Source organism: Streptomyces sp. NPDC002588 (assembly GCF_040295925.1).
Lineage (GTDB): Bacteria > Actinomycetota > Actinomycetes > Streptomycetales > Streptomycetaceae > Streptomyces.
In genome coordinates this window covers 58,348-81,285 of record NZ_JBEOWF010000034.1, presented here as the reverse complement: position 1 = coordinate 81,285, position 22,938 = coordinate 58,348, and the positions used below count along the sequence as shown (strand labels likewise).

Below are 22,938 nucleotides of genomic sequence, written 5' to 3'. Positions count from 1 at the left end.
AAAGGAGGGCCGGCACCGCCGGGTCGTGGACGGGGATGCGCGGGGGTCGGGGCCGCTCCCGTGCGGGTGCGGGTGCGGGTGTGTGCGGGTGCGGCCCCGGCTCCGGTGGGTCTGCGAACGCGGGAGGGCGGTTACCCGCCGGCTGCCAGGAGGCGGGCCAGCTCCAGGCGCTTGATCTTGGTGGTGGCGGTCTGGGGGAGGTCCTCCATGCGCCACTGGACCGGGTCGGCCAGCGCCGGCAGGTCGACGACCGCCGTTTTCCAGGCGAGTTCGTCCAGGGGAGCGTCGTCCCGGGTGCACACGACCGGTACCGCGCGGCCGTCCGGACCGGGGATGATGATGACCTCGACCAGCGCGGGCAGGCGGGTGAAGAGCTTGTCCTCGATCTCCAGGGTGGACTGGACGCCGGGGATCTCGTCGACCTCACGGTCCAGCAGGTGCAGACAGCCCCACCTGGTGCGGTAGCCGAGGTCTCCCATCCGCCACCAGCCGTCGTGGACCTGCTTCTGCCAGCGCTGGTGCTCGCCGAGGTAGGTGACGATCCTGCCGTCGCTCCTGACCTCGATGAATCCCGGGTTCTCCTTGCTGACCGGGGCCCCGTTGCGGCTGACCACCCGCACCCCGGTCATGCCCGGGAAGGGCACGCCGACGCAGCGGCCGTTGAAGTCGGCGCCGTCCTCGAGGGAGTAGGTGCGGGCCGCGATCGGACCGACCTCGCTCTGCCCGTAGGCCTGGGCGAAGCGGCGCCCCTTGCGGCGGGAGGCCTTGAGCAGGGTGTTGACGGTGCGCGGGTGGATGGCGTCGAAGGTGCTGGAGAAGTACTTCACGTTCGCCAGCGGCCCCCGCGGGTCGTCGGCCAGCACCTCCCAGCGCAGGAACGTGTTGGGATGGGCCTCGATGAACCCGGGCGGGACCTGGCTGAACAGGTCGCCCACGGTCTCCGGGTCGTCGTCCCGCAGGACGATCAGCGGATGGCCCTGCAGGATCGAGATGGGCATCGCCGTGAACAGCCGCGAGTGCACGAACGACACATGCACGGCGATGGGCTCGCTGCGGCGCACGGCGGCGCGGACGACGGTGGCCTGCGGCCGGTAGCGGGCCTGGAAGCTCATACCGGTGTGCACGGCCAGCTTCGGGGTGCCCGTCGTGCCGGAGGTGTGGGTGATGAGCGTGGGGTGGTCGATGGGCATGGCCACCGCCGGGACGCGCTCGGCACCGGCCAGCGAGGCGAACGAGGTCGCTCCCTCGTGCTCGCCGGAGGCCAGCAGCACCCTGCGGGACAGGCCGAAGACCTCGGCGGGCAGATGGTGTTCGAGCTTGTCCCGGTCGGTGAGCAGGAACGGCTGCCCCACCCGGCGCAGCAGCTCGGCGACCGTCGCGCCGTCCAGTTTCGGCGACAGCAGCACCGGGACGGCTCCGGTGCGGGCGATGGCGCAGGCGAGCAGGGTGATGTCGAAGCCGTCGCTCTTGTGCACCACGACGTGGTCCCCGGGCCGCACCTTGACGGACCACAGCCGGGAGGCGAAGTCGTCCACCAGGTCGGCCAGTTCGGTCAGCGTCATGCGCCGGCCGAGGTGGGGTGCGATGTCCAGGTCGTGGTCGAGGATCACGAGATTCGCCGGATGCCGGGCCGCCGCTCGGTCGAAGAGCGTGCCCAGCCGAATTCCCTTGCTTCCTATTCGCTGGAGAAACATATGACCGATCTCTCGTCCATGGCTGCGGATTCCTGAAGGGAGGTGTCGAATTACTCGGCCGATTCCTCAGCTCGCGCCGCTCTCGATGACGGCCTTGATACGGGCCAGGGTGTCGTCCAGGTCCTGCTCGAGCTTTGTCGTCCAGTCGGCGACGAACCGCCTGCGGGCGTCCTCGTCGAGATCGGCGACGATCTTGTGGATGCCGGCGGTGGCCTTGCCCATCCGGAAGTGGTGGACCAGCCAGGAGGTGCCGTCGCCCGCGTCCTCGACGTCGAAGCCCCAGACGGACTCCTGGTCCTCGCGGGCGTGGGTGAGCATCATCCAGCGGAAGGTCCGGCCGGGCTCGGCGGCCACCACCCGGGCCTCGGTGTACCAGGTGCCGCGCACCAGCGGCGCCCAGCCGACCACGTCCTCGCTGCGCAGGTTCTCACCGCGGAAGACCGAGCCGACCGCGGAGGGCTCGCCCTCGATCCATTCGCCCCCCATGCACTCGGGGCTCCACTCCTTGCTGCGGGTCAGGTCGCTGACCACGGAGTAGATCTCCGCGGGGCTCGCGGCGACGCGAATTCGGGCGTCGAGTTCGAAGAGCGGGGAATTTTTGATGACGGTTTCGTTGTCGGTTACTGTCATGGCGGTAATTCTGCTGATTGCCGGATGCCGCGGGCAATGAATCCGGCCGGGGTCCGTCAAGTCGAATTGCCTGCTATTCCTTTTCGGCGGTCCGTACGCGCAGGACGAGCTTGCCGCGCACCTTTCCCTCCTCCAGGAGGCGGTGCGCCTCGGCGGCCTCGGCGAGCGGCAGCACCTCGGTGGCCCGCGGGCGCAGCCGGCCGGCCGCCAGCAGCCCGTTGATGCCGCGGGCGGCGTCGGCGAGCTGGGCGGTGTCGGCGTGCGAGATGGCGAAGCCCCGCACGGAACGGTCCATCAGATACAGCGCCCCCACGGGCAGCACCGGGCGGGTGTGCAGCCCGGCGAGCAGCACGATCCGGCCCCGGCTCGCCAGCAGGTCCACGGCGGACTCGAGGTCGTTGCGGCCGGAGGTGTCGACATGGACGTCCACGCCGTCCGGCGCGGCGGCGCGGATCCGCCCGGCGACGTCGGCGGAGCGGTAGTCGACGACATGGTCGGCGCCCAGGGACCGTATGTACGGCTCGTCGCGGGCGGAGGCGACGGCGATCACCCGGGCGCCCGCCCGGCTCGCCATCACGACGGCCGCGCTGCCCACGTTGCCGCCCGCGCCGAGCACGGCGACGGTCTCGCCGGCGCGCAGCCGGCCGTGGGTGAACAGCGCCAGGTGCGCGGTCGCGGCCGGGTGGGCGAGGGCGACCGCGTCCACCGGGTCCGCCCCGTCGGGCAGGTGGTAGAGCCGGTCCACGGGCACCACCGCCTGCTCGGCGGCGGCGCCCTGCCGGCCGTCGTGGCCCAGGCTGTTGCACCACACCCGGTCGCCGACCCGGAAGCCGGTCGCGCCGGGACCGGCCGCGGCGACCGTGCCGACCAGGTCGCGGCCGATGACGAAGGGGAACTGCAGCGGGGTGCGCCAGACACCCGAACGGACGAAGGTGTCCACATGGTTGACGGCGCTCACCTCGACATCGACCAGCACGTCGTGCGGGCCGGGCACGGGCGGCGGCAGCTCGCCGTGGCGGATGACGTCGGGGGAGCCGAACTGGGTTGTGTAAGCGGCACGCATGGGCGCCGAGTCTGGCAGCGCCCCGGCGCCGCACGGCAGATCCTGCGCCGATCGCGGGCCACGGTCCGTCAGGTCGCCGTCCCGTGTGTCAACTCGGGCTCGCTGCAGGGAAGTTGTTCGCCTACGCTGCCCGTCGTGTCCCTCACCCCGACCGACGTGGCACCCGGCGACCGCCGGATGTCCGCGCACATACGACCGCTGCTGCTGGCCCTGAGGCCGGCGCTCACCGAGGCGGACTTCGACCGGTTCGCCGTCGAGGCGCATGCGCAGGGCCTGATCTTCACCGCCGCCTACGACACCCACGGCCACTGCGTCGCGGTGGCCACCCACAGGGTCCTGGCGACCAGCCGGGGCCGGATCCTCTTCGTCGACGACCTCGTCACCGACGCCACCCGCCGCTCGGCAGGCATCGGCGCGACCCTGGTCGCCCACCTCACCGAACGGGCCCGCGCGGCCGGCTGCGCACGGGTCGAACTCGACTCCGGCACCACCAACCTCGCCGCCCACCGCTTCTACCACGCCCGCCGGATGGCGATCTCGGCGCTGCATTTCACACTCGACGTCGAGAACGGCTGACGCCTCGGCCGGGCGGTGCCGTGCCGCGGTCGTCGACGGCATCGGCCGGCAGCCGGCCGCCGAGCGGTTCGAGACCTCCCGGACGAGGCCGGCTTGGCCGGGCCTTGGTCACGGCTTGGCCGTTGCCGTCGAGCGTGAGGGCGCGCCGTGTTCGCGGCGTCCGCGCCGCAGGCATGTGTGCTCGGCGCGGTCGGTACGACGAGGAAGCGAAACCCACCACATGTCCGACACCTCTCTCGCCCGAAGCGGGCAGGACGCATCGGTCACCGAGCTGCTCGTGAAGCTGACGGCCGCCCTGGCCCGGGAGCTGGCCGCCGGAGCCTGGTGCCCCGGCCCGCTGGAGCGGAGCCTCGCCCGCCGGCTGCTGACCGCCTCGGCGGGGGATCACGAACTGACCGCGGACCGCGTCCGCGAGGTGATCCGGGAGGGCGCGGTGGCCGTGTTCTACGTCGGCGAGGGCCGGTTGGCGGCCCTGCTCGGACAGCTGGCCGCCGTGGCCGAAGCACCCGAGGCACCCGAGGCAGGCGCCACGGACGCCGGGGCCGGTGCGCGCTCGCTGCTGGAGCGGATCGCGTACGGGGAGAACGAGGAAGGGGGACACGACGGTGACCTCTACCGCCCTCCCGCCGGCTGCCGACCGACGGACGGGGACCGGTCCGGGACATGAACGCCGTCGGCGGAGGCCCGGCGACCGCCTCCACCGCCAGGGCCCCGGTCCGGCCCGGGAGGCGATGCCGGGAGTGCCGGAGGAGGCGGGCCTCGCCCCGGCGGCCGGCACCCCGGTGATCGCCTGCCCGGCCCCGGCGGCCGTCGCAGGGAGCGGGCCGCTCAGATCGCGGCAGCCGTCCGCTGTTCCTGTTCCTCCCGCCGGACCCGGGCCGGCGGCCCGGGGACGCGCAGGGCGAGCAGGCCGAGGACCGTGAAGAAGGCCGCCCAGCCCGTCCAGCCGGCCCACTCCCAGCCGACGCTGGTGCTGATCAGCGGCGGGCCCACGACCGTCGTCACCCCGAACCCCAGATTGAGCGCCGCCAGATGACTGGTCTTCTGGCCCTCCGGGATGTGCTGCAGCGCCGCTCCGGTGGTGCCCGCGGTGATCAGCAGCTCGCCCAGCGACAGCAGCAGCGCCGCGACCACCACGACCGCGAAGGCGAACCCTCCCGAGCCCAGCGCCGTCAGCGGCACCACCAGCGCGCCGAGCCCGGCCAGCAGACCCCCGCCGCACATCAGCGCCCGGGCCCGCGTCGGCCGCTCCGATCCCTTGCTCAGCCGTACCTGCAACGCCACGACGACCGCCGTGTTCAGCAACTGGATCAGCGTCACGGTCCACGACGGCGCCTGCGTCCGCTGCACGATCCACAGCGGCATCCCGATGCCCAGCAGCAGCGCCGACAGCGTGAACGCCCCGTAGAGCGCGGTGATGGCGAGGAACGCGCGGTTGCGCAGGATACGGGCGCGACCGCCCCGACGGCCGGGGGTGGCGGCCGAGGCGGGGAAGCCGCGGCAGACCACCACACAGCACAGGAACAGCGCCGCGGAGGCCACCAGCACCGCCCGGTACGCCCACGCCTCACCGACGGCGATCGCGGCGCCCGCGGGCAGCGCACCCGCCGCCAGGCCGGCGTTGCGCAGGGTCCGCAGCCGCGCCAGCGTGCCCACGGCCCGGTCGTCGCGTACCCGGCTGATCAGCCCGGACTCGATCAGCGGGCCGATGCCCCGGCTGAGCACCCCCGCCACCGCCGCCGCGGCCAGCGCCTGCCCGAAGGTGGCGACCGACGCGAGCGCCAGGAAGGCCGCGCAACGGATCGCGAACAGCACGCTCAGCACCGCCCGGATGCCGAACCGTTCCGCCGCCCGCGCGATGGGCATGGCACCCAGCAGCGACGCCACGCCCGAGGTGCTCAGCACGAGGCCGATCTGCTGATTCGTCAGACCGGTCGCCCGGTCGAGGAAGAGCACCGACGACGACAGGTACATCCCGAGGCCGAGGGCGTCGCACAGGCCCACCACGTAGAACCGGCGGGGCGGGGCCGTACGGGTCACGGTGTCGTGGTCAGTCACGGTCCGCCCCCGTCGGCGCGTCGAGTCCCGGCACCAGCCGGATCGCCAGGGCCCGCTCCACCCGCCGGGTGACGGCGCGGGCGGCGGCCCGGTCGGGGGCGTCCACCATGAAGCTGGCCAGGTGCAGGGTGCCCTGGCGGCCGACCCGCTGACCCGGCGCGAAACGGGGCGAGACGTAGACGAGTTCGGGGAACGCGCGCAGCAGCTCCGCGACCGGGGTCTGGCCGGCCAGCCGCCAGTTGCCCGCCGGGATCGGCAGGAACCGCAGCAGCGCGACCCGGGTGAACTCCGGCAGCCGGGCCGGCGGCAGGCCGAGCGCGCTGCGGCCGGTCTCGGCGGCGTAGTCGTACCCGGCGGCCACCTTGAACATGGTGGGCAGCGGCCCGCCGGCCCGCGCGTTGACCTCGATGACGCGCGGGCCGTCGGGCGTCAGCGCGATCTCGGTGTGCACCGCGCCGCAGGTCAGCCCGATCGCCCGGATCGCCCGGTCGGCCACGTCCACGACGGCCGCCCGCGTCGCGCCGTCCGGCCTGCCGGGCAGCACGAGGCCCTCCTCGGCGTAGCCGTGCTCCAGCGGCAGCCGGTCGGAGACCGCCAGATGGTGGGCGGTGCCGTCGGTCAGGAGCGACTCCACGCTGCAGTAGGACGCGTAGCCGCTGTCGCCGTCCGTCTCCAGCGCCATCCGCTGCTCCAGCAGATACGCCTCGTCCGACTGCAGGAACGGTGTCCTCTCGGCGCGCGCGCTGCCGAAGGCGTGGATCAGCTCCGCGTAGGTGGACACCAGCCGGACGTTCTGGCTGCCCGCGCCCAGGGACGGCTTGAACACCCCCGGCAGCCCGACCCGGGCGGCGGCCGCCGCCAGGTCCCGTTCGCTGGTGATCACCTCGAACTCGGGGGAGGGCACACCGTGTTCGGCGAAGGCCAGGCGCTGGCGGGCCTTGGACTGGGCGACGGCCACCGCCTCGGGCGGGTTGCCGGGCAGCCCCAGCCGGTCGGCGATCTCGGCCTGCGGGCGCAGCAGCAGTTCCGAGTACGTCACCACGCCGTCGAGCGGCAGCCGGCCGTTCAGGCCGAGGGCGGCCTCGACCGCGGTGTCCAGGTCCGGGGCGTCCAGGAACTCGCCGCCGAGGCCGCGCCGTTCCCAGTCGGCCCGGACCTGCCCGGAAGGGCGCCAGGCGGTGACGTACACGACGCTGACGGTGTCGGTGACGGTGGCCAGCGATGCGAGGGCCTCGTCAGGGGCGTGGCCGCCGATCCCGGCGAGGAGGAGAAGATGGGGGGTACCCATGGCGGTGAGGCCTTTCAGCTGAGGACGGGAAACGACGCGGGGGCCGAACGGAAGGACAGGAGTTCGCCGACCAGCACGTCGAGCCGCCGGTCGAGGAAGTCGAGGGGTTCTCCGGGGAGCAGGTCGGAGGCGGTGGTGGCGACATGGGTGGGCGCCGCCCAGCCGCTGAGCGCCCGGACGACGGTGCGCAGCTGGTCGCAGGCGGTGCCCGCGCCGCGCGGCCCGCCGCCCGCGGCGATCAGGCCGACCGGCCGTCCGGCCAGCGCGTCTCCCCTGAGGTGGTCCAGCGCGTTCTTCAACAGCGCGCTGTAGGAGCCGTGATAGACGGGCGTGGCGAGCACGGCGCCGTCGGCGCGGGCGACGCGGGCCCGCAACAGCGCCGTCTGGCTGCCCGGCGGCGGGTCCTCGTAGTCCGCGAGGGCGTGCGGCTCGGGGAACTCCACGGCCAGGTCGACCAGTTCGAAACCGTGGCCGGCCCGGGCGATGCGCTCGCCGGCCCGCAGCAGGACCTCGCGGGTCACCGAGTCCTTGGCGGCGCTGCCGAGGAGACCGAGGATCATCGCCGTACCCCCTCGTCCGCCGGGCCGGTCACGACGCGTATCTCGCGCTCGGCCCGGGCCAGCAGCCGCAGGAGCTCGCGGTGGTCGTCGTGGACGAAGACATGGGTGCTCACGCCGGTGCCGGAGAACGTCGAGGCGGGGACGGTCTCGCCGACGCGCGCCCGCACGGACCGGACGTGGGCGTACGGCGCCACCGCCGTGTCGTCGTACTCCAGCAGCCGGCCGCCGCCGCAGTAGTGCACGGTCCAGCCGGCGTGGGCGGCGACGGGCTCCCGGCGCCCGGTGAGCGGGTCCTCGCCCGCGTCGGCGAGGAGTTTGGCGTGGCGCAGGTCGACGCCGTGGGTGGCGAGGAACGCCTCCACGACGCCGGCGCCGCCGGGCCGGGCGGCCACCTCGCAGAAGGTCAGCCGCTCGCCGGTCACGAACGCCTCCAGGTGCAGCACGCCCGAGCGGACCCGCCAGGCGTCCACCACCTGCGCCAGCAGCCGGCCGGCCGCGGCCCGCACCGCCGGGTCGGCGACGCTCGCCGACGACAGGGGCCGGCCGCTGCGCAGCGCCAGGGTGTCGCGCTCGTACGCGGACACGTTCCACACCGGTACGCCGTCCCGCACGACCGCGTCGATGTGGCACATCGGGGCGTCGACGAACTCCTCGCACAGCTGCGTGCCCGGTACGAACTCCTCGCGCAGCCAGGCCTGCAGGGCGGGCCAGGACGAGATGACGGCCACACCCTGGGAGCCGGAGGCCGCCCGCGGTTTGAGCACGAGCTTGCCGTGACGGTCGAACATCTCCGTCACGTCCTCGGGGGTGTGGGCGAGCAGCCCGTCGGCACACCGGATCCCGTGCCGTCGGGCGATCCGCTTCATGACGGCCTTGTCCACGAAACGGCGTACGTCCTCGGGCCGTTCGCCCGGCACCCGCAGCAACTCCCGCAGCCGGGCGGCCGGTTCGAGGAGCCGTTCCGACATGGCGGCCACCCGGTGCACCGGATGCGCCGCGTGCACGGCACGGGCGAGGGCGTCCAGCGCGAGGCCGTCGCCGAGGTCGGTGCGCACCGTCAGCGCGGCGGGACCGGACCCGTCGGCCGAGGTCAGCACGCTCGTCCGGAAGCGGTCTGAGGGCAGTACGGGGGTCGTGCCGTCGGCCAGGGTCCAGGTGCCGGCCCCGAGCCGGTCCAGGAGCAGGACGTGCGTACGGTCCCGCTCGGCGGTGCGCAGGACGAGCGCCCTCTCCAGCCGCGCGGCGGCCTCCCGCGCCGCCGTGTGACCGTCCGCGACCACGGTGTGCCGCACCCGTACGGCGGCCTCCCGGCCGTCGTGGACAGCGCCGGTCCCCATGAACACCTGCGCCCTGAACAGGCCCGGCCAGGCGCTCAGTTCAGCGTCGGTGGTGGCCTCGACCACGCGGAAGCGCCGGGCGGGCGTCCGCACCTCCCGCTGCACGGCGACCGTCCCGCGAGCGGCCCCGCGCGGGGCACGGCCGAGGGCGATCTCCGCGACGGCGCAGACGAGGCTGCGGGTGCGGGTGGCGTCGCACAGATCGACGGTCGCCGCGTCCAGGCCGGGGAGGAGGACGGGGGGCCGGGAGGCGGGTGCGTGGGTGTCCGGTCCGCCGGTGGGGAAGACACAGCGCACCACCCCCTCCAGCCGGGCGTCGCGCACCGCGCGCACGGCCCGTCGGGCGAGCGACGCGCTCAGCCGCGGGGGCAGGCCCGAGGGACACAGACGGGTGTCCGGTTCCTCGTCGACGACGGCGAGGACGCGGACGTCGTCGCGGTGGGCGGCCACCACGACGGTGTGGCCGTGCGGTGGGGGAGCGGTGGCCGGGGCGACCGGGGCACCGTCGCGGAGCTGCGCGGACACGGGGGACGAGGAGAAGGTCAGGGCGGCCCGCACCGGCTCGGCGGCGTGCACGAGACGGGCGGCGGCCCGGATGTCCGCTCCCGTCGGGGCGCTGTGCCACCGCCCGTGATACTGCCGCCGCCACAGCGCGCGCGCCGCGTCCTCGCCGTCCGGCCCCCCGGTCCACGCCACGCTCAGCCGCGCGGTGACCGCTCCGAGGGCGGCGAGGATCCGCTCGACGGGGTCGTCGGCACCGAGCAGAAGGAGCAGATGGTCCCCTGAGGGGACGCCGTCGCCGGAGGCGAGCGGCTCCGCCGCAGACCGCGGCGACCGAGCCGGCCGAGCACTCGGCTCCAGTTCCAGTTCCAGCGACCCCAGAACGCGCGCCGCGGCCTCGGCGGCCGTCGCCGCCGCCTCTTCACCGGTGCGGCCCCGGGCCAGTACGTAGCCGAAGCGGTCGTGGTTGGTGCGCAGGGGCCGGACGTGGTCGCCCTGCTCGACGGTGACAAGCGTCTCGATCACGTCCGGGGCGAGCGCGTCCGCCGGCTTCGCACCGCGCACCACCGCCGCCACGGGGCTGTACAGCTGGTGCAGGGCGACGACCGTCTCCGCCGGGGCGGCCTCCTGGACCGGTTCCCCGACGGCCAGCGCCACCAGGTCCCGGGTGAGCGAGCGGCCCAGTGCCAGGGACATCTGACGGGCCACCACATGCCCGGCGATCCGCGCGTTGATCTCGATCAGCTCGGGCCCGGTGGGCGTGAGCAGCAGCTCGGCGTGGACCGCCGACGCACGGATGCCGAGCGCCCGGACGGCGTCGTGGACGAAGGCGCGTGCCGCCGCCTCCTGGTCGATACGGGCCGGGAAGTGGCCGCCCAGCTCGGCGGCCTGGCCGGGCGGCGCCTGCAGCCGTTCGGCGAACCCGAGCAGCACCACGCGCTCGCCCTGCACCAGCAGTTCCGCGCTGATGTGCCGGCCCACCGCGTACTGCTCGACCAGTGCCCTCGGCGGCGCCCCGTCCCGCCCCGCCGGCACCCCGAGCACCTCGGCCAGCGCACGGGCCGCCGCCGCCCGGGTCCACGCGACGGTCACACCCACCGACCAGCCGCCCGCGGTGGGCTTCACCACGACGGGCAGCCCGATCTCGTCCACCGCGGCCAGCCCCTCGGCCTCGGTGGCGGCCACCCGCCAGTCCAGCGAGCCGACGGAGTGCTCCGCGAGGCGGGCGCGCACGGCCGCCTTGTCGCCGAGGATCCGTGCGGCGTCGAGCGACTCGTGCGGCACCCCGAGATCCCGGGCGAGCTCGGCGACGGCGTGCGGATACACCTCGTCGCGGCCGATCACCCCGTCCGGCGGGGTGGGGCCGAGCCTGCCGCGCAGCCGCGCCGCGAGGTCTCCTGCGGCCGGGTTCGGCACTTCCACGAGGCGCGCGGCGCGCGAGGCGAGTTCGAATCCCGGCTTCCCGCGATAGGCGGCCAGATTCCCGGTGACAAAACTCACCTCGATTCCCGAGTCCGCCATCTCCGCGACCATGTCGAATCCGCGGACGGACGTTGTCTCCACCAGAACTATGTGCACGCCGCTCAGCTCCCCGGCCCGGTCGTCCTGCTTTTGCGGTCAGCGTCCGCCCGACCGCCGATCTCCTCAAGGAGCCCCGGAGGAAAGGGTCAAGTAGCCTGCCGGCGCGGTCGTTCGAGGACGTGTTGAAGCACGTCAAGGCCTGCTGTCAACAAGGCGGGCCGTAATACCGGAAGTTGCCGGATTGCGCGCCGTCCGCTCGCTGTTCGTCAATCCGCCCGCCTAGTTTCGGCGCTCGGCAGAGAAACCATCCGAGCCACCCGAGTCACCCGAGAAAAGGATGAGACGGCGTGCGAACCATTGATCTCCCGGCCTCCGGGCCAGGCCACTCGGCTCCCCTCACCCACGTGGGATTCAGGCCCGACGGAAAGCGCCTGGCCACCTGTTCGTACGACGGCACCGTGATCGTCTGGGACACCGGCGACCCCTCCCGCCCCGTTCCGCTGGCCCGGCTGCGCCACCGCCGCCTGGTCAACGCCTCCGCCTGGAACCCGGTCGACCCCGAGGTGCTGGCCACGGCCTCGGCCGACAAGACGGTGGCGGTCTGGCGGGTGGACGCGCACGGCCGCGGCACCCTGCGCACCGTTCTGGCCCGGCACACCGACGACATCAACTCGGTCGCCTGGCTGCCCGACGGCGAACGGCTCATCTGCGTGTCGGAGGACGGCCGCGCCACCCTCTGGTCGGCCGCCGACGGAGTCTTCCTCGCCGAGGTCGGCTCGCACGAGGCGCACTGCATGATGGTGTCCGTCAGCGAACAGGGCCTGGTCGCCACCGTCGGCGAGGACGGACTGGTGGCCGTCAGCGACCCGGACGGCACCGCCGCGCCGGTCACCCGCCGCTACGACTCCTCCATCGAGGGCTGCGCCTGGTCCCACTCCGGCCGGCTGCTCGCCGTCGCCCGCGACGACGGCGCCGTCGACCTGCTCACCGCCGGCCTCGACCTGGTGCGCACGGTCCCCGTGTCCACCTCCGCGGCCCGCGCGGTCGCCTGGGCCGAGGACGACTCCTCGTTCGTCGTCGGCGCCTACGACGGCGCCCTGCACTGGTTCGACGTCGTGGGCACCCGCCTGCACCGCGTCGAGGACCGCCGGGTGTGGCCGCGCTCGGTGGCCGTCGCGGGCGGCGTCGTCGCGGCCGGCAGCTTCTGGAACGGCCCGCACCTGTACGACCTCACCACGGCCCGCGAGACCGCCGCCCCCGACACCCCCACCCACGGCCCCAACGCGCTCGCCCAACGCGGCGACGAACTGCTCGTCGGCACCGACTCCGGTCTCGTCGTCGCCGTACGCACCGACGGACCCGGCACCGAGGACACCGGGGCGGTCCGCACGACCGTCCTCACCGACGGTCCGATCCTGTCCCTGGCCGTCGACGGCGACACCGTCTGGGCCGGCACCTACTCCGGACACGTACTGCGCCACGACGGCACGACGCTCACCTCCAGCCCCGGCCTCGGCGCACCCGTCCCCTCCCTCACCGTCCACGAGGGCACGCTCGTCGCCGGCACCTACAACGGCGAGTTCCTCCTGCTCGACCCCGGCACCCTCGACGTACTCGAGCGGATCGACGCGCACGACGGCTCCGTGAAGTCACTGACCGCCGTGGCCGGAGGGTTCCTGTCGGCGGCCACCGACCGCACCGTCGAGGCCGGCGGACCGCGCGGGCGCAGCAAGCTGTGGGAGCACGGCAACCTCGTCAACGCGGTCGCCGCGCTCGGCTCCGAGGCCGCCGCCAGTGCCTCGCGCGACCACACCGTCAAGGTCGGCCGGCTCGTCCGGCAGGCCGACGGCGGCTGGCGCGCCGCGGACGTGCAGACCCTGCTCGGCCCCGACGAGTCCGTCAAGTGCGTGGCCCTGCTGGGCGACGCCGAGCGGCCCGTCGTGCTGGCCGGTTCCTACGACTTCGGGCTGCACGCCTGGCAGGTCGACTGGGCGGACTCCGCGGCCACCCTCGCCTCCGGCCGGGTGCTGGCCGAGTTCGCCCAGGGCCTGTCCTGCATGTTGCGGCTCACCGACGGCTCGGTCGCCGTGGCCGGCTGGGACGGCCGCGTCCTGGTCGTCGGCCGCGACCGCGCCGGCCGCCCCGAGGTGCGGACCTCGCTGCACCTGAACGAACTGCTCACCGCCGGCGCGCCGGAAGACCGCGCGAGAGAAAGCCGTGCGAGAGAAAGCCGTACGACAGGAAGCCGTACGACAGAAGGCCGTACCTCAGAAGGCCGTACGACAGAAAGCAGGGCCGCATGAACCCGCTCACCACGCTGCCGCACACCGCCTCGGTCCGCGCCCGCGTGCCCATCACCCTCGACCGCGCGGCCGGCCGGCCGGCCGAACTCGTCACCTTCCACCACCTGCCGGACGCGCAGGAGCACGTCGCCTGCGTGCTGCCGTACGCGCCGCGCAGCGTGCCCCTGGTACGGCTGCACAGCGAGTGCCTGACCGGCGACGTGTTCGGCTCCGCCCGCTGCGACTGCGGGCCCCAGCTGGACGAGGCGCTGACCGCGATGGCCGCCGAGGGCGGCGTGCTGCTGTACCTGCGCCAGGAGGGCCGTGGCATCGGCCTGTACAACAAGCTCGACACCTACGTCCTGCAGGACCAGGACATCGACACGTTCCGCGCCAACCGGATCATCGGGCGCGGCGAGGACGAGCGCGACTACCGGGCCGCCGCCGCGATGCTGCGGGCGCTGGGCCTGACCCGCGTCCGGCTGCTGACCAACAACCCCGACAAGGTGGCGCAGCTGCGCGGACTCGGCATCCGGGTCGACGCCGTGCTGCCCACCGCCGTCCACCTCACCCCGCACAACGAGCGCTACCTGTCCGCCAAGGCCAAGAGTGGGCACACCCTGGCGCTGCTGAAGGAGGCCAGCGCATGAACCTCGAAGACATCGCCCGTTCCCCGCACTTCACCGAACAGGCGGACCTCGCCGCCCCGGACCGGGTGCACAGCTTCCAGCGCCCGCGTGCGCGTCCCGTCTCCGCGGACACCCTGCGGCTGGCCGCCGCAGTCGAGGACCCCGAGCTGCCGCTGGCCGCACGGCTCGCCGCCGGCAGCATCCTGGCCGTGCTCGGCGACCCGCGCATCACCCCCGTCCCGGCCACCTGCTTCGTCCCCGGCGCCACGGTCCCGATCGGGCTGCCCGCCGAAGAGGTCGGGTACGTCACCCGGGCCTGGGCGGACAAGGGCGTGGAGGAGTCCTGGATCGTCAAGGAGACACCCGAACACACCGTGGAGGTCGCCGACTTCTGGATCGCCCGCTACCCGGTGACCAACGGCGAGTGGCGCGACTTCCTCGCCGACACCGGCCTGCAGGACCGCCCCACCACCTGGTACCTGGGCGCCTACCCCTGGGACCGCTCCAACCACCCGGTGGCCGGCATCCGCGCCGAGCACGCCGACCACTACGCGCGCTGGCTGAGCGACCGCACCGGCCACCCGTGGCGGCTGCCCACCGAGGCGGAGTGGGAGTACGCGGCCAAGGGACCGGAAGGACGTCCCTACCCGTGGGAGGGCGGGTTCGACCCTGAGGCCGCCAACACCCGGGAGTCGGGCGTGCACACCACCACCCCCGTCGGCGCCTTCCCGGCAGGACAGGCGCCGTTCGGCGCGCACGACATGGGCGGCAACGTGGAGGAGTTCACCGCCGACGACTACGTCCCCTACCCGGGCGGCGAGCACATCGCCGATCACCTGGTCGAGACGATGGGCACCTACCGCGTGGCCCGCGGCGGCAGCTTCGCCCGCTTCGGCGACCTCACCCGCACCCGCCGCCGGCACGGAGCCTTTCCCGGGCCGCTGTACCCGGTGGGCTTCCGGCTCGCCACCGGCGAGCGCCCCTCATGAGCGGGACACTGAGGACCGGGCCGAGGACGCCCGGGGCCACGGACACCGCGACAGCCGGCGCCGCGACACCGCCGATGCCCCCGGGGCGGGCCGGACTCGCGCCCCCGCCGCCCGGACTCGCCGGCATCACGCGGGCACTGGCCGTCCGTGCCCCCGACCGGGCCGGCATCGAGGCGCCCTTCGCCCCGCTGGAGCGGCGGGCCCTGCGGCTGCTGCCGCGGCTGGCCACGCTGCGGACCGCGGTGGGGGCCACTCCGCTGGTGCCCGTGCCCAGCCGAGGCGGGCGGGGCACCGTGTGGCTGAAGACGGAGGCCGCCAACCTGACCGGAACCGTCAAGGCCCGTACCGCGTACGCCCTGTTGTGCGCGGCGGTGGCCCGGGCCGGCACCCGCGGCGTGCGGCTGGCCGAGTACTCGGGCGGTTCCCTCGCCCTCTCCCTCGCGGAGATGTGCGCGGAGCTCGGCCTCGACCTGCACCTGGCCGTGCCGCACGGCGCGCCCGAACGTCTCGTCGGCACCCTGCGCAGGCACGGCGCGCTGGTCTCGTACGGATCCGAGGGCACCGGCTTCCTCGGCGCGATGGAGGAGGCCGTACGCATCGCCGCCCGCGAGGAACGCCGGCTGCTCCTGCAGCACTGCGCCCCCGAGGCGGTCGCCGTGCACCGCGAACGCACCGGCACCGAGATCACCGCCCGGCTCACCGCGGAAGGCGTACGACCCCTCGCGCTCGCGGCGGCGGTCGGCTCCGCCGGCACGCTCGTCGGCACCGCGCAGGCCCTGCGCACCCGCTGGCCGGACTGCCCGGCCATCGCCGTCTTCCCCGAGGAGGCGCCCTACGGCGACGGCCGCGCCCCCGACGGCACCCGCCGCATGAGTGGCACCGGCGGCCTCGGCCACGGCCTGAAACAGCCGCTGCTGGCCCCGTACGAGGACGACTTCACCTTCGCGCGGACCGGCTACGCCGAGGCGCTGGACGCCATGCGGCACCTGCGTCGCACCCAGCAGATCGCCGTCTCCAGCAGTGCCGCGGGCGCCTGGCTCCACGCGTCCCGCATCGTCGACCAGGCTCCACGCGGCAGCCACGCGGTGGCCGTCGCCGCCGGCCGCGGAACAGCTGAGGAGTGGGCCCATGCCACCGACCACTGACACACCGACCACGGACACAACGGCCGCTGACACACCGGTCACTGACGCAAGGGCCGCTGACACCCCGGCCACCGGCACACCGGCCACCGGCACCCCCTCCGGCTACCGCGCATACCGGCGGATCGTCGCCGACTCCTTCGGAAACTGGTACGGCGAGGGCCGTGACTCGTGGACCGGAGCCGAGACCAACGACCGGGTGACCCGGTTCGCCCTCGCCCAGGCGCCCGCAGCCACCCGGCCGGGGCGCCGTCGGATCCTGGACGTCGGCTGCGGCCGCGGCCGGCAGACCACCGAGCTCGCCGAAGGACTCGACGCCCACGCCACGGGACTGGACCTGCTGGACGTGTGGGACGCCCCGCCACCCGCACGCGGCGAAGTCCAATTCCGCCAGGGCGACTTCCTGGAGGTCGCGGAAACCGGCCTCGACCTCGTCGTGGACAACGGCTGCCTGCACCACCAGCGCCGCGCCGACTGGCCCGTCTGGGCCGCCCACGGCGCCGGCCTGCTGCGCCCCGGCGGCATGCTCGTCGTCAGCGTGTTCCTCAGCCCCGACGGCGAGATCGCCGAACTCCCCCTGGCCGACGGCCGGCTGAACTGGTGGCTGACCGAACAGGCCGTCACCGACCTGTACACCGGCGCCGGGCTCACCCCCGCGGACCGCCTGGTGATCGACCGGAACTTCCGGTACCAGGGCCACTGGCTCGAGTACCTGGCGCTGTCGTTCCGCAGAACCGACGGATGACCTCCGTCGCCGTGACCCGTTTCCCGTGAAGGGACCGACCATGCTCAAGGAAATCGACCTGGAACGGCCCGGCAGCCGGGAGCACCTGCGCGCCGCCCTGCGCGACGGGTTCTTCCTCGTCCGCAACACCGTTCCGGAAAGCCTCCTGGACGAGGCGTACGCCTTCCTGCGCGCCTTCTTCGCGCTGGACGCCGAGGCGAAGAAGACATGCCGGACACCCGGCAGCAACGGCCAGTCCGGCTACACCCCGCCGCTGGTGGAGCACGCGGAGAAGGGCTCGGTACCGGACTGGAAGGAACTCTTCCACTGGGGTGCGCCGCTGCCCGGGCACCACCCCCTGCGCGTCCGCTACCCCGCCCGCTACCCCGACCCGTACTTCCCCGACCACCTGGTGCCCGGCATCGGCTCCGCGCTGCGCGAACTGCATCTGCGCATGCTGCGCTTCCAGCACGACGTCGTACGGGCCCTCGCCGACGCGCTGGGCGCCCACCCCGACTACTTCGCCGACATGCTGGAGGACGGCCCCGTCGTCAACCGGGCCACCTGGTACCCGCCGATGGACCAGGCCCCCTCCGACCGCCATGTGTGGGCGGTGGAACACCAGGACTTCGACCTGATCACCGCCCTGCCGAGGGCGACCTCGGCGGGCCTGGAGGTCCTGGTCGACGGCGAGTGGACCGCCGTGGACGCCCCGCCCGGCCACGCCGTCGTCAACGTCGGCATGGTCCTCGACCGCCTCACCAACGGCCTGGCCCGAGCCGCCGTCCACCGTGTCGTGGCCCGCCCCGGCCAGCAGGAGGGCCGCCTGTCCATCGTCCAGTTCTGCCACCCGGCCCCCTGGACGACCCTCACCCCGCTGCGCGTCCCTGGCGCCGAAACGGCGCCCCAACGCTTCGCCACCCTCACCGCGGACGAACTCTTCCAGCGCACGATGTACCGCATCAACCGCCTGGACACCCCGCCCGTCCCGGCCACGGCACGATGACCGGCGCCCACTCGCCCCGGGCGACACGAACGACGACTCCGCTTCCTCCCGTACCCGACGAGGCGCCCACCACGAAGCCTCCGGGTCTGCGCGGGGTGCCGGGCGCGGACGGCACCGGCTCGGCGGGGCCCGACTCCCCTCCGCCGCGGCGCGGTGCGCCCCGTAGTGTCCGCCGCGCCCTCGATGGCGTCCGCCGCAGCCCCCGCACCCCACGACCCTTAGCCGCCCCCTCCCTCCTCCGGCTGATCCGCGAGGACCTCCAGGCGGTCCTCGACCGCGACCCGTCCTGCTCGGGCCGGCTGGAGGCGTTGCTGCACGCGGGCTGGCAGGGGCTCGCCCTGCACCGGCTGGCCCACCGCCAGTACACGCGCGGACGCCGGCTGCGGGCCGCCGCGCTGACCCGAACGGCCCGGGTGCTGACCGGCATGGAGATCCACGCGGGTGCCCATATCGGCCGACGGGCGTTCATCGACCACGGCTTCGGCGTCGTCATCGGCGAAACCGCCGTCGTCGGCGACGACGTGACGCTGTATCACGGCGTCACCCTCGGCTCCCGCGGCTGGGTGCGCGACAGCGACGGCGCCAGCCGACGACACCCCGTCCTGGGCGACCGCGTCCTCATCGGCACGGGCGCCTCGGTGCTGGGCCCGGTGACCGTGGGCGACGGCTGCCGCATCCCCGCCCACGCCCTGGTCCTGCACGACCTGTCCCCGACCGCCGCCCCCCGCCGACCCACCCACGGCACCGACGGCCCGCCCAGGTCCGCCGGCTCACCCCCACGCCCCTGAAGCGCCCTCTCGGGCCCCCGCACCCCACGCCCACCCCGCCACCGGACCCACCCCGACCGAAGGACCCGCCTTGACCACCACCAGCACCGGCACCCCCGCCGGCGACACCGTACGCGACACGATCGTCATCGGCTCCGGCCCCGCCGGCTACACCGCGGCCCTCTACACCGCCCGCGCCCAGCTGAACCCCCTCGTCTTCGCCGGCTCCCTCCTCGTCGGCGGCGCCCTGACCACCACCACCGAGGTGGAGAACTTCCCCGGCTTCCCCGAAGGAGTCATGGGCCCCGACCTGATGGACCGGATGCGCGAGCAGGCCGAACGCTTCGGCGCCGAGATCGTCGACGACGACATCACCGCCGTCGACCTCACCGGCCCCGTCAAGACCGTCACCGACTCCACCGGCACCCGGCACCACGCCCGCACGGTGATCGTCGCCACCGGCTCCCAGCACCGGAAACTGAACCTCCCCCGCGAGGACGAACTCTCCGGCCGTGGTGTCTCCTCCTGCGCGACCTGCGACGGCTTCTTCTTCAAGGACCGTGACATCGCGGTCGTGGGCGGCGGCGACACGGCGATGGAGGAGGCCACCTTCCTCACCCGCTTCGCCCGGTCGGTGACGGTCGTCCACCGCCGCGACACCCTGCGCGCCTCGAAGGTCATGCAGGACCGCGCCTTCAACGACCCGAAGATCCGCTTCGCCTGGAACAGCGAGGTCACCGCCCTGCACGGCGAGGACCGGCTCAGCTCCCTGACCCTGCGCGACACCGTCACCGGCGAGGACCGCACCCTCCCCGTGACCGGCCTGTTCGTGGCCATCGGCCACGACCCCCGCACCGACCTGTTCAAGGGCCAACTCGCCCTGGACGACGCCGGTTACATCAAGGTCGACCACCCCACGACCCGCACCGGCGTCCCCGGCGTCTTCGCCGCGGGCGACGCCGTGGACCACCTCTACCGCCAGGCCGTCACGGCCGCGGCCACCGGCTGCGCGGCGGCCCTGGACACCGAACGCCACCTCGCCGCAACCACCACCGACTGAAGGGAAGTTCCCGCAGCTCCCCCGCCACTCAGCGACGGCAGGAGTACCCGGGGCCACCGTAGAAGAAAGACCGGGTGCTGTCGGTTCCTTGCTGCGGCTCACCACCCCTGAAGGGCGTAGTCGTCAGGGTCTGTTCCCGCGGCCGGGGGATCGTCTGCGCTCGGCGTACGACCCCGCGAACGGCCTGCACCGGGCGGCTCCGCCCGCCCAGGATCCGACTGGTACGGGAGGGGCGTGGGAAGTGGGTGCGCGCCCTCTGAATGCCTCGTGCTTCCGTGCGTACAAAAGGAACTTCGCACTCCAGGGTTCCGGACCACTTCAGTCCCTACTGTGGCCAGGGAGACTGAGGGGGACGGGGATGGATCTCACCAAGCAGGAGCGCCGGGCTCGACGTCGATTCGGCGTCATTCCCAAGTGGTTCGAACTGCTCTGCATCTGTGCGGCCACCATCGCCGCCGGGTTCTTCGGCGGCCGGGAGACGGTGGTCAGGGCCGACGACCCGAAGCCGGCCGTGACCGTCACGGCGACGGCCACGGCGACGGCGACGATCACGGCGACGCCGGGGGACGGCCTGTACACCGTGAGCGAGCCGCCGTCCACGGGCGGTGCCTCTCCGGCGGGGCTCGGGCCCGGAAGCGTGTACCTCGCGGACCGCGAGCTGATCGACAGCGTGGGGGACGTCAGCGTGGTGCCCGTGACCATGGCAGGGACCCACTACGCGAAGAGCGTCCGGCTCGGCTGCGACAGCTCGGGCGAGAGCGGTGTGTACAGCACCAGCGGATACTCGCGGCTGACGGCGAAGGTCGGCATCCTCGCCGACTCGCACAACGCGATCGGGTCGGTGGGGTCGGTCCAGGTGGCAGGCGCGGCCGGGAATCCGATCGGCAAGGAGCTGACCATCCGCTCCAGCGCCGTCCAGGACCTCACGGTCGACATCTCCGGCCAGGACCAGATCCGTATCACCTGCGTGATGACCAAGTCGGGCGACGAGTCCGCGACCTACTTCTACAGCGGGCTGGGCGACGCCGAACTGTCCTGAGGGACGGCAGACGAGGGGATGGGGAGTGGCCGGGTATCCAGCGGTCGACGCGGTTGTCTTCACCGCGCTCGGCAAGGAGTACAAGGCGGTGCGGGAGCACCTGGACGGGCCGTTCACCGAGTACGACGTCGGCGGCGCCCTGTTCGAACTCGGTGTCTTCGGCGGTCGGCACGCCGCCCGGAAGGTGCTGTGTCACGAGACCGGGCCGGGGAACGCGGCCGCCGCCGTGCTGGTCGAGCGCGCCGTGCGGGCGTTCAGGCCGCGGTACATCTTCTTCGTCGGCATCGCGGGCGGACTGAAGGACGCCGCGCTCGGAGACGTGGTCGCCGCCCGGTTCATCTACGACTACGAGAGCGGCAAGGACCTGGCGGACGGCTTCCGGCCGCGGATGAGCACCCATCTGTCGGCCTTCGACCTCGTCCAGCGGGCCCAGTCGGTCGCCCGGGAGGACGACTGGACACGCCGGATCAGAAGCCCCCTGGCCGGCACCGTCCCGCAGGCGCATGTGAAACCCCTGGCCGCAGGCTCCAAGGTGGTGGCGGCCGAGCGCTCGGCCACGGCCCGGCTGCTGGCCCGCCACTGCGGCGACGCGGTCGCGGTCGAGATGGAGGGCTTCGGGTTCCTGCAGGCGGCGTACGTCAACGCGGGCGTGGGCGCCCTCGTCGTCCGGGGGATCTCCGACCGGCTCTCCGACAAGGGCGACGACAACGACCGGGTCTGGCAGCCGGCCGCCTCCCGCCACGCGGCCGCGTTCACCTTCGAGGTGCTGGATCGTCTCGCTGCTTCCACCGCCGGGTCCGCCTCCCCCGCGGAGGGGCTGGGGCGGAGCGTGGGGGAGATGCGTACGACCCGGCGGGCCGGTGGAGGATCCACGATCGGCTTCGGGCCCGGCACGGTCGTGGTCGTCTCCGGTGACGGAGCGATCGAGCGCTGGGACCTGCACTCCGGGGAGGACCTGGGGGGTGTCCCCGGTGGGGGCGCGCTGCGGGCGGGCCACCAGGCCATCGTCTCCCCGGCCCGGCACAGCGTCGTCGTCGCCCGGCCGAAGAGTCTGGACCTCGTCCATTTCACGGGGCGGGGCAGCGAGCACCAGCGACGGTCGGTCCCGCTGGGCGGGGAGGAGTTCCTCGTCACCAGCGGAGGAGAGCTGTTCGCGACCCACGACCGGCGGCGCCTCGCGCTGCGCGGGTTCGACGACGGCCGCATCCTCGGGGAGGTCCCCTGCCCCGCGGGCCTCGCGACGGCGTCCATCAGCGCCGACGGCTCGGTGGTGGCCATGGCGACCACGAACCGGGTGCACATCCACCGCGAGGGCGCACCGCGCGCCGAGAAGAGCATCCGCAACTGGCTGGAGATCGTCAGGCCGGGCTGCGCGCTCGCCGTCTCCCCGTCGGGCGGGTTCGTCGCCTGCGCGACCTTCCGGGAGCTGATCGTCTGGCGGACCGCCGACGACACGGTGGTACTGCAGCGTGAGTTCCGGGGCCGGGAGAGCGCGGACGCGCTCGGTGCCCACGGCATGCGGCTGGTGTGCACCGACGAGGGCCGCGTGCTGTGGCTCAGGCGCGGCCTGCTGTCGGAGGTGACCGACCGCCCGGAGATCCGGCACCTGGAACAGGCCGGACGCTACGACGACTTCGCCGTCCACCACGACGGGGACCTGCTGGCGGCCGTGGGCGCCGGGGAACTGGTCCGGGTGTGGCGATGGCACGGCCGGGTCACCGCCCGCTCAGCCGACGTGGCCGCCCAGTGACCGCTTCGCCACCCGCGCCAGATGCCCCGCGAACACGGCCTCCGCGTCCGGCGTGAGCGTCCTGAGCGCCACCAGTGCCGTGATGACGACGTCGCAGAGCTCGCTCTCCACGTCCTCCCAGGTGTGGCTCGTGCCCTTGCGGGGGTTCTGGCCGGTCGCGCCGATCACCGCCTGGGCCGCCTCGCCGACCTCCTCAGAGAGCTTCAGCATGCGCAGCAGCAGGCCTTCGCGGCCGGACACGGGCTGGTCCGCCTCCAGCCAGGTCCACAGGGCGTCGACGGTGGGCCAGAGGTCGGGAGGGCGCGGTTCGGCGTTCATGGGC

The 22,938-nt window shown here is 73.8% G+C and carries 20 protein-coding genes; 12 read left to right on the top strand and 8 right to left on the bottom strand.

The genetic code is table 11. The features are described from left to right. Positions 1 to 131: 131 nt before the first annotated feature. The 3 genes from ABT057_RS32830 to ABT057_RS32820 all read right to left on the bottom strand — a co-directional run bounded on the left by ABT057_RS32830 (position 132) and on the right by ABT057_RS32820 (position 3,387). Positions 132 to 1,694 carry a class I adenylate-forming enzyme family protein gene (locus tag ABT057_RS32830; RefSeq protein ID WP_352347293.1) on the bottom strand — a complete coding sequence of 521 codons (1,563 nt, stop codon included), beginning with the start codon at positions 1,692 to 1,694 and terminating at the stop codon, positions 132 to 134. Positions 1,695 to 1,760: 66 nt separating this feature from the next. After that, positions 1,761 to 2,324 carry an SRPBCC family protein gene (locus ABT057_RS32825; protein WP_352347292.1) on the bottom strand — a complete coding sequence of 188 codons (564 nt, stop codon included), beginning with the start codon at positions 2,322 to 2,324 and terminating at the stop codon, positions 1,761 to 1,763. Between the two features lie 73 nt (positions 2,325 to 2,397). Continuing rightward, entirely contained in the window at positions 2,398 to 3,387 is a 990-nt protein-coding gene (locus tag ABT057_RS32820) for an NADPH:quinone reductase (protein ID WP_352347291.1), read from the bottom strand. Between the two features lie 135 nt (positions 3,388 to 3,522). Here ABT057_RS32820 and ABT057_RS32815 point away from each other — a divergent pair, with 135 nt between their 5' ends. Beyond that, the gene (locus ABT057_RS32815; protein WP_502974007.1) at positions 3,523 to 3,963 is read left to right on the top strand and encodes a GNAT family N-acetyltransferase; all 441 of its coding nucleotides are present in this window, start codon (positions 3,523 to 3,525) and stop codon (positions 3,961 to 3,963) included. 220 nt (positions 3,964 to 4,183) lie between these two features. Next, a complete protein-coding gene (locus tag ABT057_RS32810; protein WP_352347290.1) occupies positions 4,184 to 4,630 on the top strand; it encodes a hypothetical protein in 447 nt (148 codons plus the stop codon). A gap of 161 nt (positions 4,631 to 4,791) precedes the next feature. Here ABT057_RS32810 and ABT057_RS32805 read toward each other — a convergent pair whose 3' ends face one another. The 4 genes from ABT057_RS32805 to ABT057_RS32790 are packed head-to-tail and all read right to left on the bottom strand — an operon-like array spanning position 4,792 to position 11,285. Beyond that, on the bottom strand, positions 4,792 to 6,021 hold the full coding sequence (locus tag ABT057_RS32805; protein WP_352347289.1) for an MFS transporter: 1,230 nt from the start codon (positions 6,019 to 6,021) through the stop codon (positions 4,792 to 4,794). After that, a complete protein-coding gene (locus ABT057_RS32800) occupies positions 6,014 to 7,309 on the bottom strand; it encodes an ATP-grasp domain-containing protein (protein WP_352347288.1) in 1,296 nt (431 codons plus the stop codon). The genes ABT057_RS32805 and ABT057_RS32800 overlap by 8 nt, the downstream gene beginning before the upstream one ends. A 14-nt stretch (positions 7,310 to 7,323) precedes the next feature. Further along, on the bottom strand, positions 7,324 to 7,869 hold the full coding sequence (locus ABT057_RS32795) for an NADPH-dependent FMN reductase (protein WP_352347287.1): 546 nt from the start codon (positions 7,867 to 7,869) through the stop codon (positions 7,324 to 7,326). Next, entirely contained in the window at positions 7,866 to 11,285 is a 3,420-nt protein-coding gene (locus tag ABT057_RS32790) for an ATP-grasp domain-containing protein (RefSeq protein ID WP_352347286.1), read from the bottom strand. Before ABT057_RS32790 ends, ABT057_RS32795 begins: the two co-directional genes overlap by 4 nt. Positions 11,286 to 11,575: 290 nt before the next feature. Here ABT057_RS32790 and ABT057_RS32785 point away from each other — a divergent pair, with 290 nt between their 5' ends. The 10 genes from ABT057_RS32785 (at position 11,576) to ABT057_RS32740 (ending at position 22,616) form a co-directional block, all read left to right on the top strand. Next, the gene (locus ABT057_RS32785; protein ID WP_352347285.1) at positions 11,576 to 13,531 is read left to right on the top strand and encodes a WD40 repeat domain-containing protein; all 1,956 of its coding nucleotides are present in this window, start codon (positions 11,576 to 11,578) and stop codon (positions 13,529 to 13,531) included. Then, positions 13,528 to 14,160: a GTP cyclohydrolase II RibA gene (ribA, locus tag ABT057_RS32780; RefSeq protein ID WP_352347284.1), complete on the top strand. Its 633-nt coding sequence runs from the start codon at positions 13,528 to 13,530 to the stop codon at positions 14,158 to 14,160. The genes ABT057_RS32785 and ribA overlap by 4 nt, the downstream gene beginning before the upstream one ends. After that, the gene (locus tag ABT057_RS32775) at positions 14,157 to 15,128 is read left to right on the top strand and encodes a formylglycine-generating enzyme family protein (RefSeq protein WP_352347283.1); all 972 of its coding nucleotides are present in this window, start codon (positions 14,157 to 14,159) and stop codon (positions 15,126 to 15,128) included. The genes ribA and ABT057_RS32775 overlap by 4 nt, the downstream gene beginning before the upstream one ends. Then, complete coding sequence (locus ABT057_RS32770) at positions 15,125 to 16,273, top strand: pyridoxal-phosphate dependent enzyme (RefSeq protein ID WP_352347282.1); 1,149 nt, start codon at positions 15,125 to 15,127, stop codon at positions 16,271 to 16,273. Before ABT057_RS32775 ends, ABT057_RS32770 begins: the two co-directional genes overlap by 4 nt. Next, positions 16,257 to 17,015: a class I SAM-dependent methyltransferase gene (locus ABT057_RS32765; protein ID WP_352347281.1), complete on the top strand. Its 759-nt coding sequence runs from the start codon at positions 16,257 to 16,259 to the stop codon at positions 17,013 to 17,015. The genes ABT057_RS32770 and ABT057_RS32765 overlap by 17 nt, the downstream gene beginning before the upstream one ends. Before the next feature lie 40 nt (positions 17,016 to 17,055). Next, complete coding sequence (locus ABT057_RS32760) at positions 17,056 to 18,000, top strand: isopenicillin N synthase family dioxygenase (protein ID WP_352347280.1); 945 nt, start codon at positions 17,056 to 17,058, stop codon at positions 17,998 to 18,000. Beyond that, the gene (gene epsC / locus ABT057_RS32755) at positions 17,997 to 18,788 is read left to right on the top strand and encodes a serine O-acetyltransferase EpsC (RefSeq protein WP_352347279.1); all 792 of its coding nucleotides are present in this window, start codon (positions 17,997 to 17,999) and stop codon (positions 18,786 to 18,788) included. The genes ABT057_RS32760 and epsC overlap by 4 nt, the downstream gene beginning before the upstream one ends. Before the next feature lie 70 nt (positions 18,789 to 18,858). Next, positions 18,859 to 19,827: a thioredoxin-disulfide reductase gene (gene trxB / locus ABT057_RS32750; RefSeq protein WP_352347278.1), complete on the top strand. Its 969-nt coding sequence runs from the start codon at positions 18,859 to 18,861 to the stop codon at positions 19,825 to 19,827. A 358-nt stretch (positions 19,828 to 20,185) separates the two neighbouring features. Beyond that, positions 20,186 to 20,866, top strand: a complete 681-nt coding sequence (locus ABT057_RS32745) for an NPCBM/NEW2 domain-containing protein (RefSeq protein ID WP_352347277.1) — start codon at positions 20,186 to 20,188, stop codon at positions 20,864 to 20,866. Between the two features lie 25 nt (positions 20,867 to 20,891). Continuing rightward, positions 20,892 to 22,616 (top strand): phosphorylase family protein, encoded by a 1,725-nt coding sequence (locus ABT057_RS32740; RefSeq protein ID WP_352347276.1) that lies wholly within the window; start codon positions 20,892 to 20,894, stop codon positions 22,614 to 22,616. Here ABT057_RS32740 and ABT057_RS32735 read toward each other — a convergent pair. Continuing rightward, entirely contained in the window at positions 22,593 to 22,934 is a 342-nt protein-coding gene (locus tag ABT057_RS32735) for a MazG-like family protein (protein ID WP_352347275.1), read from the bottom strand. The two genes, ABT057_RS32740 and ABT057_RS32735, sit on opposite strands and share 24 nt — an antisense overlap. Positions 22,935 to 22,938: the final 4 nt, after the last annotated feature.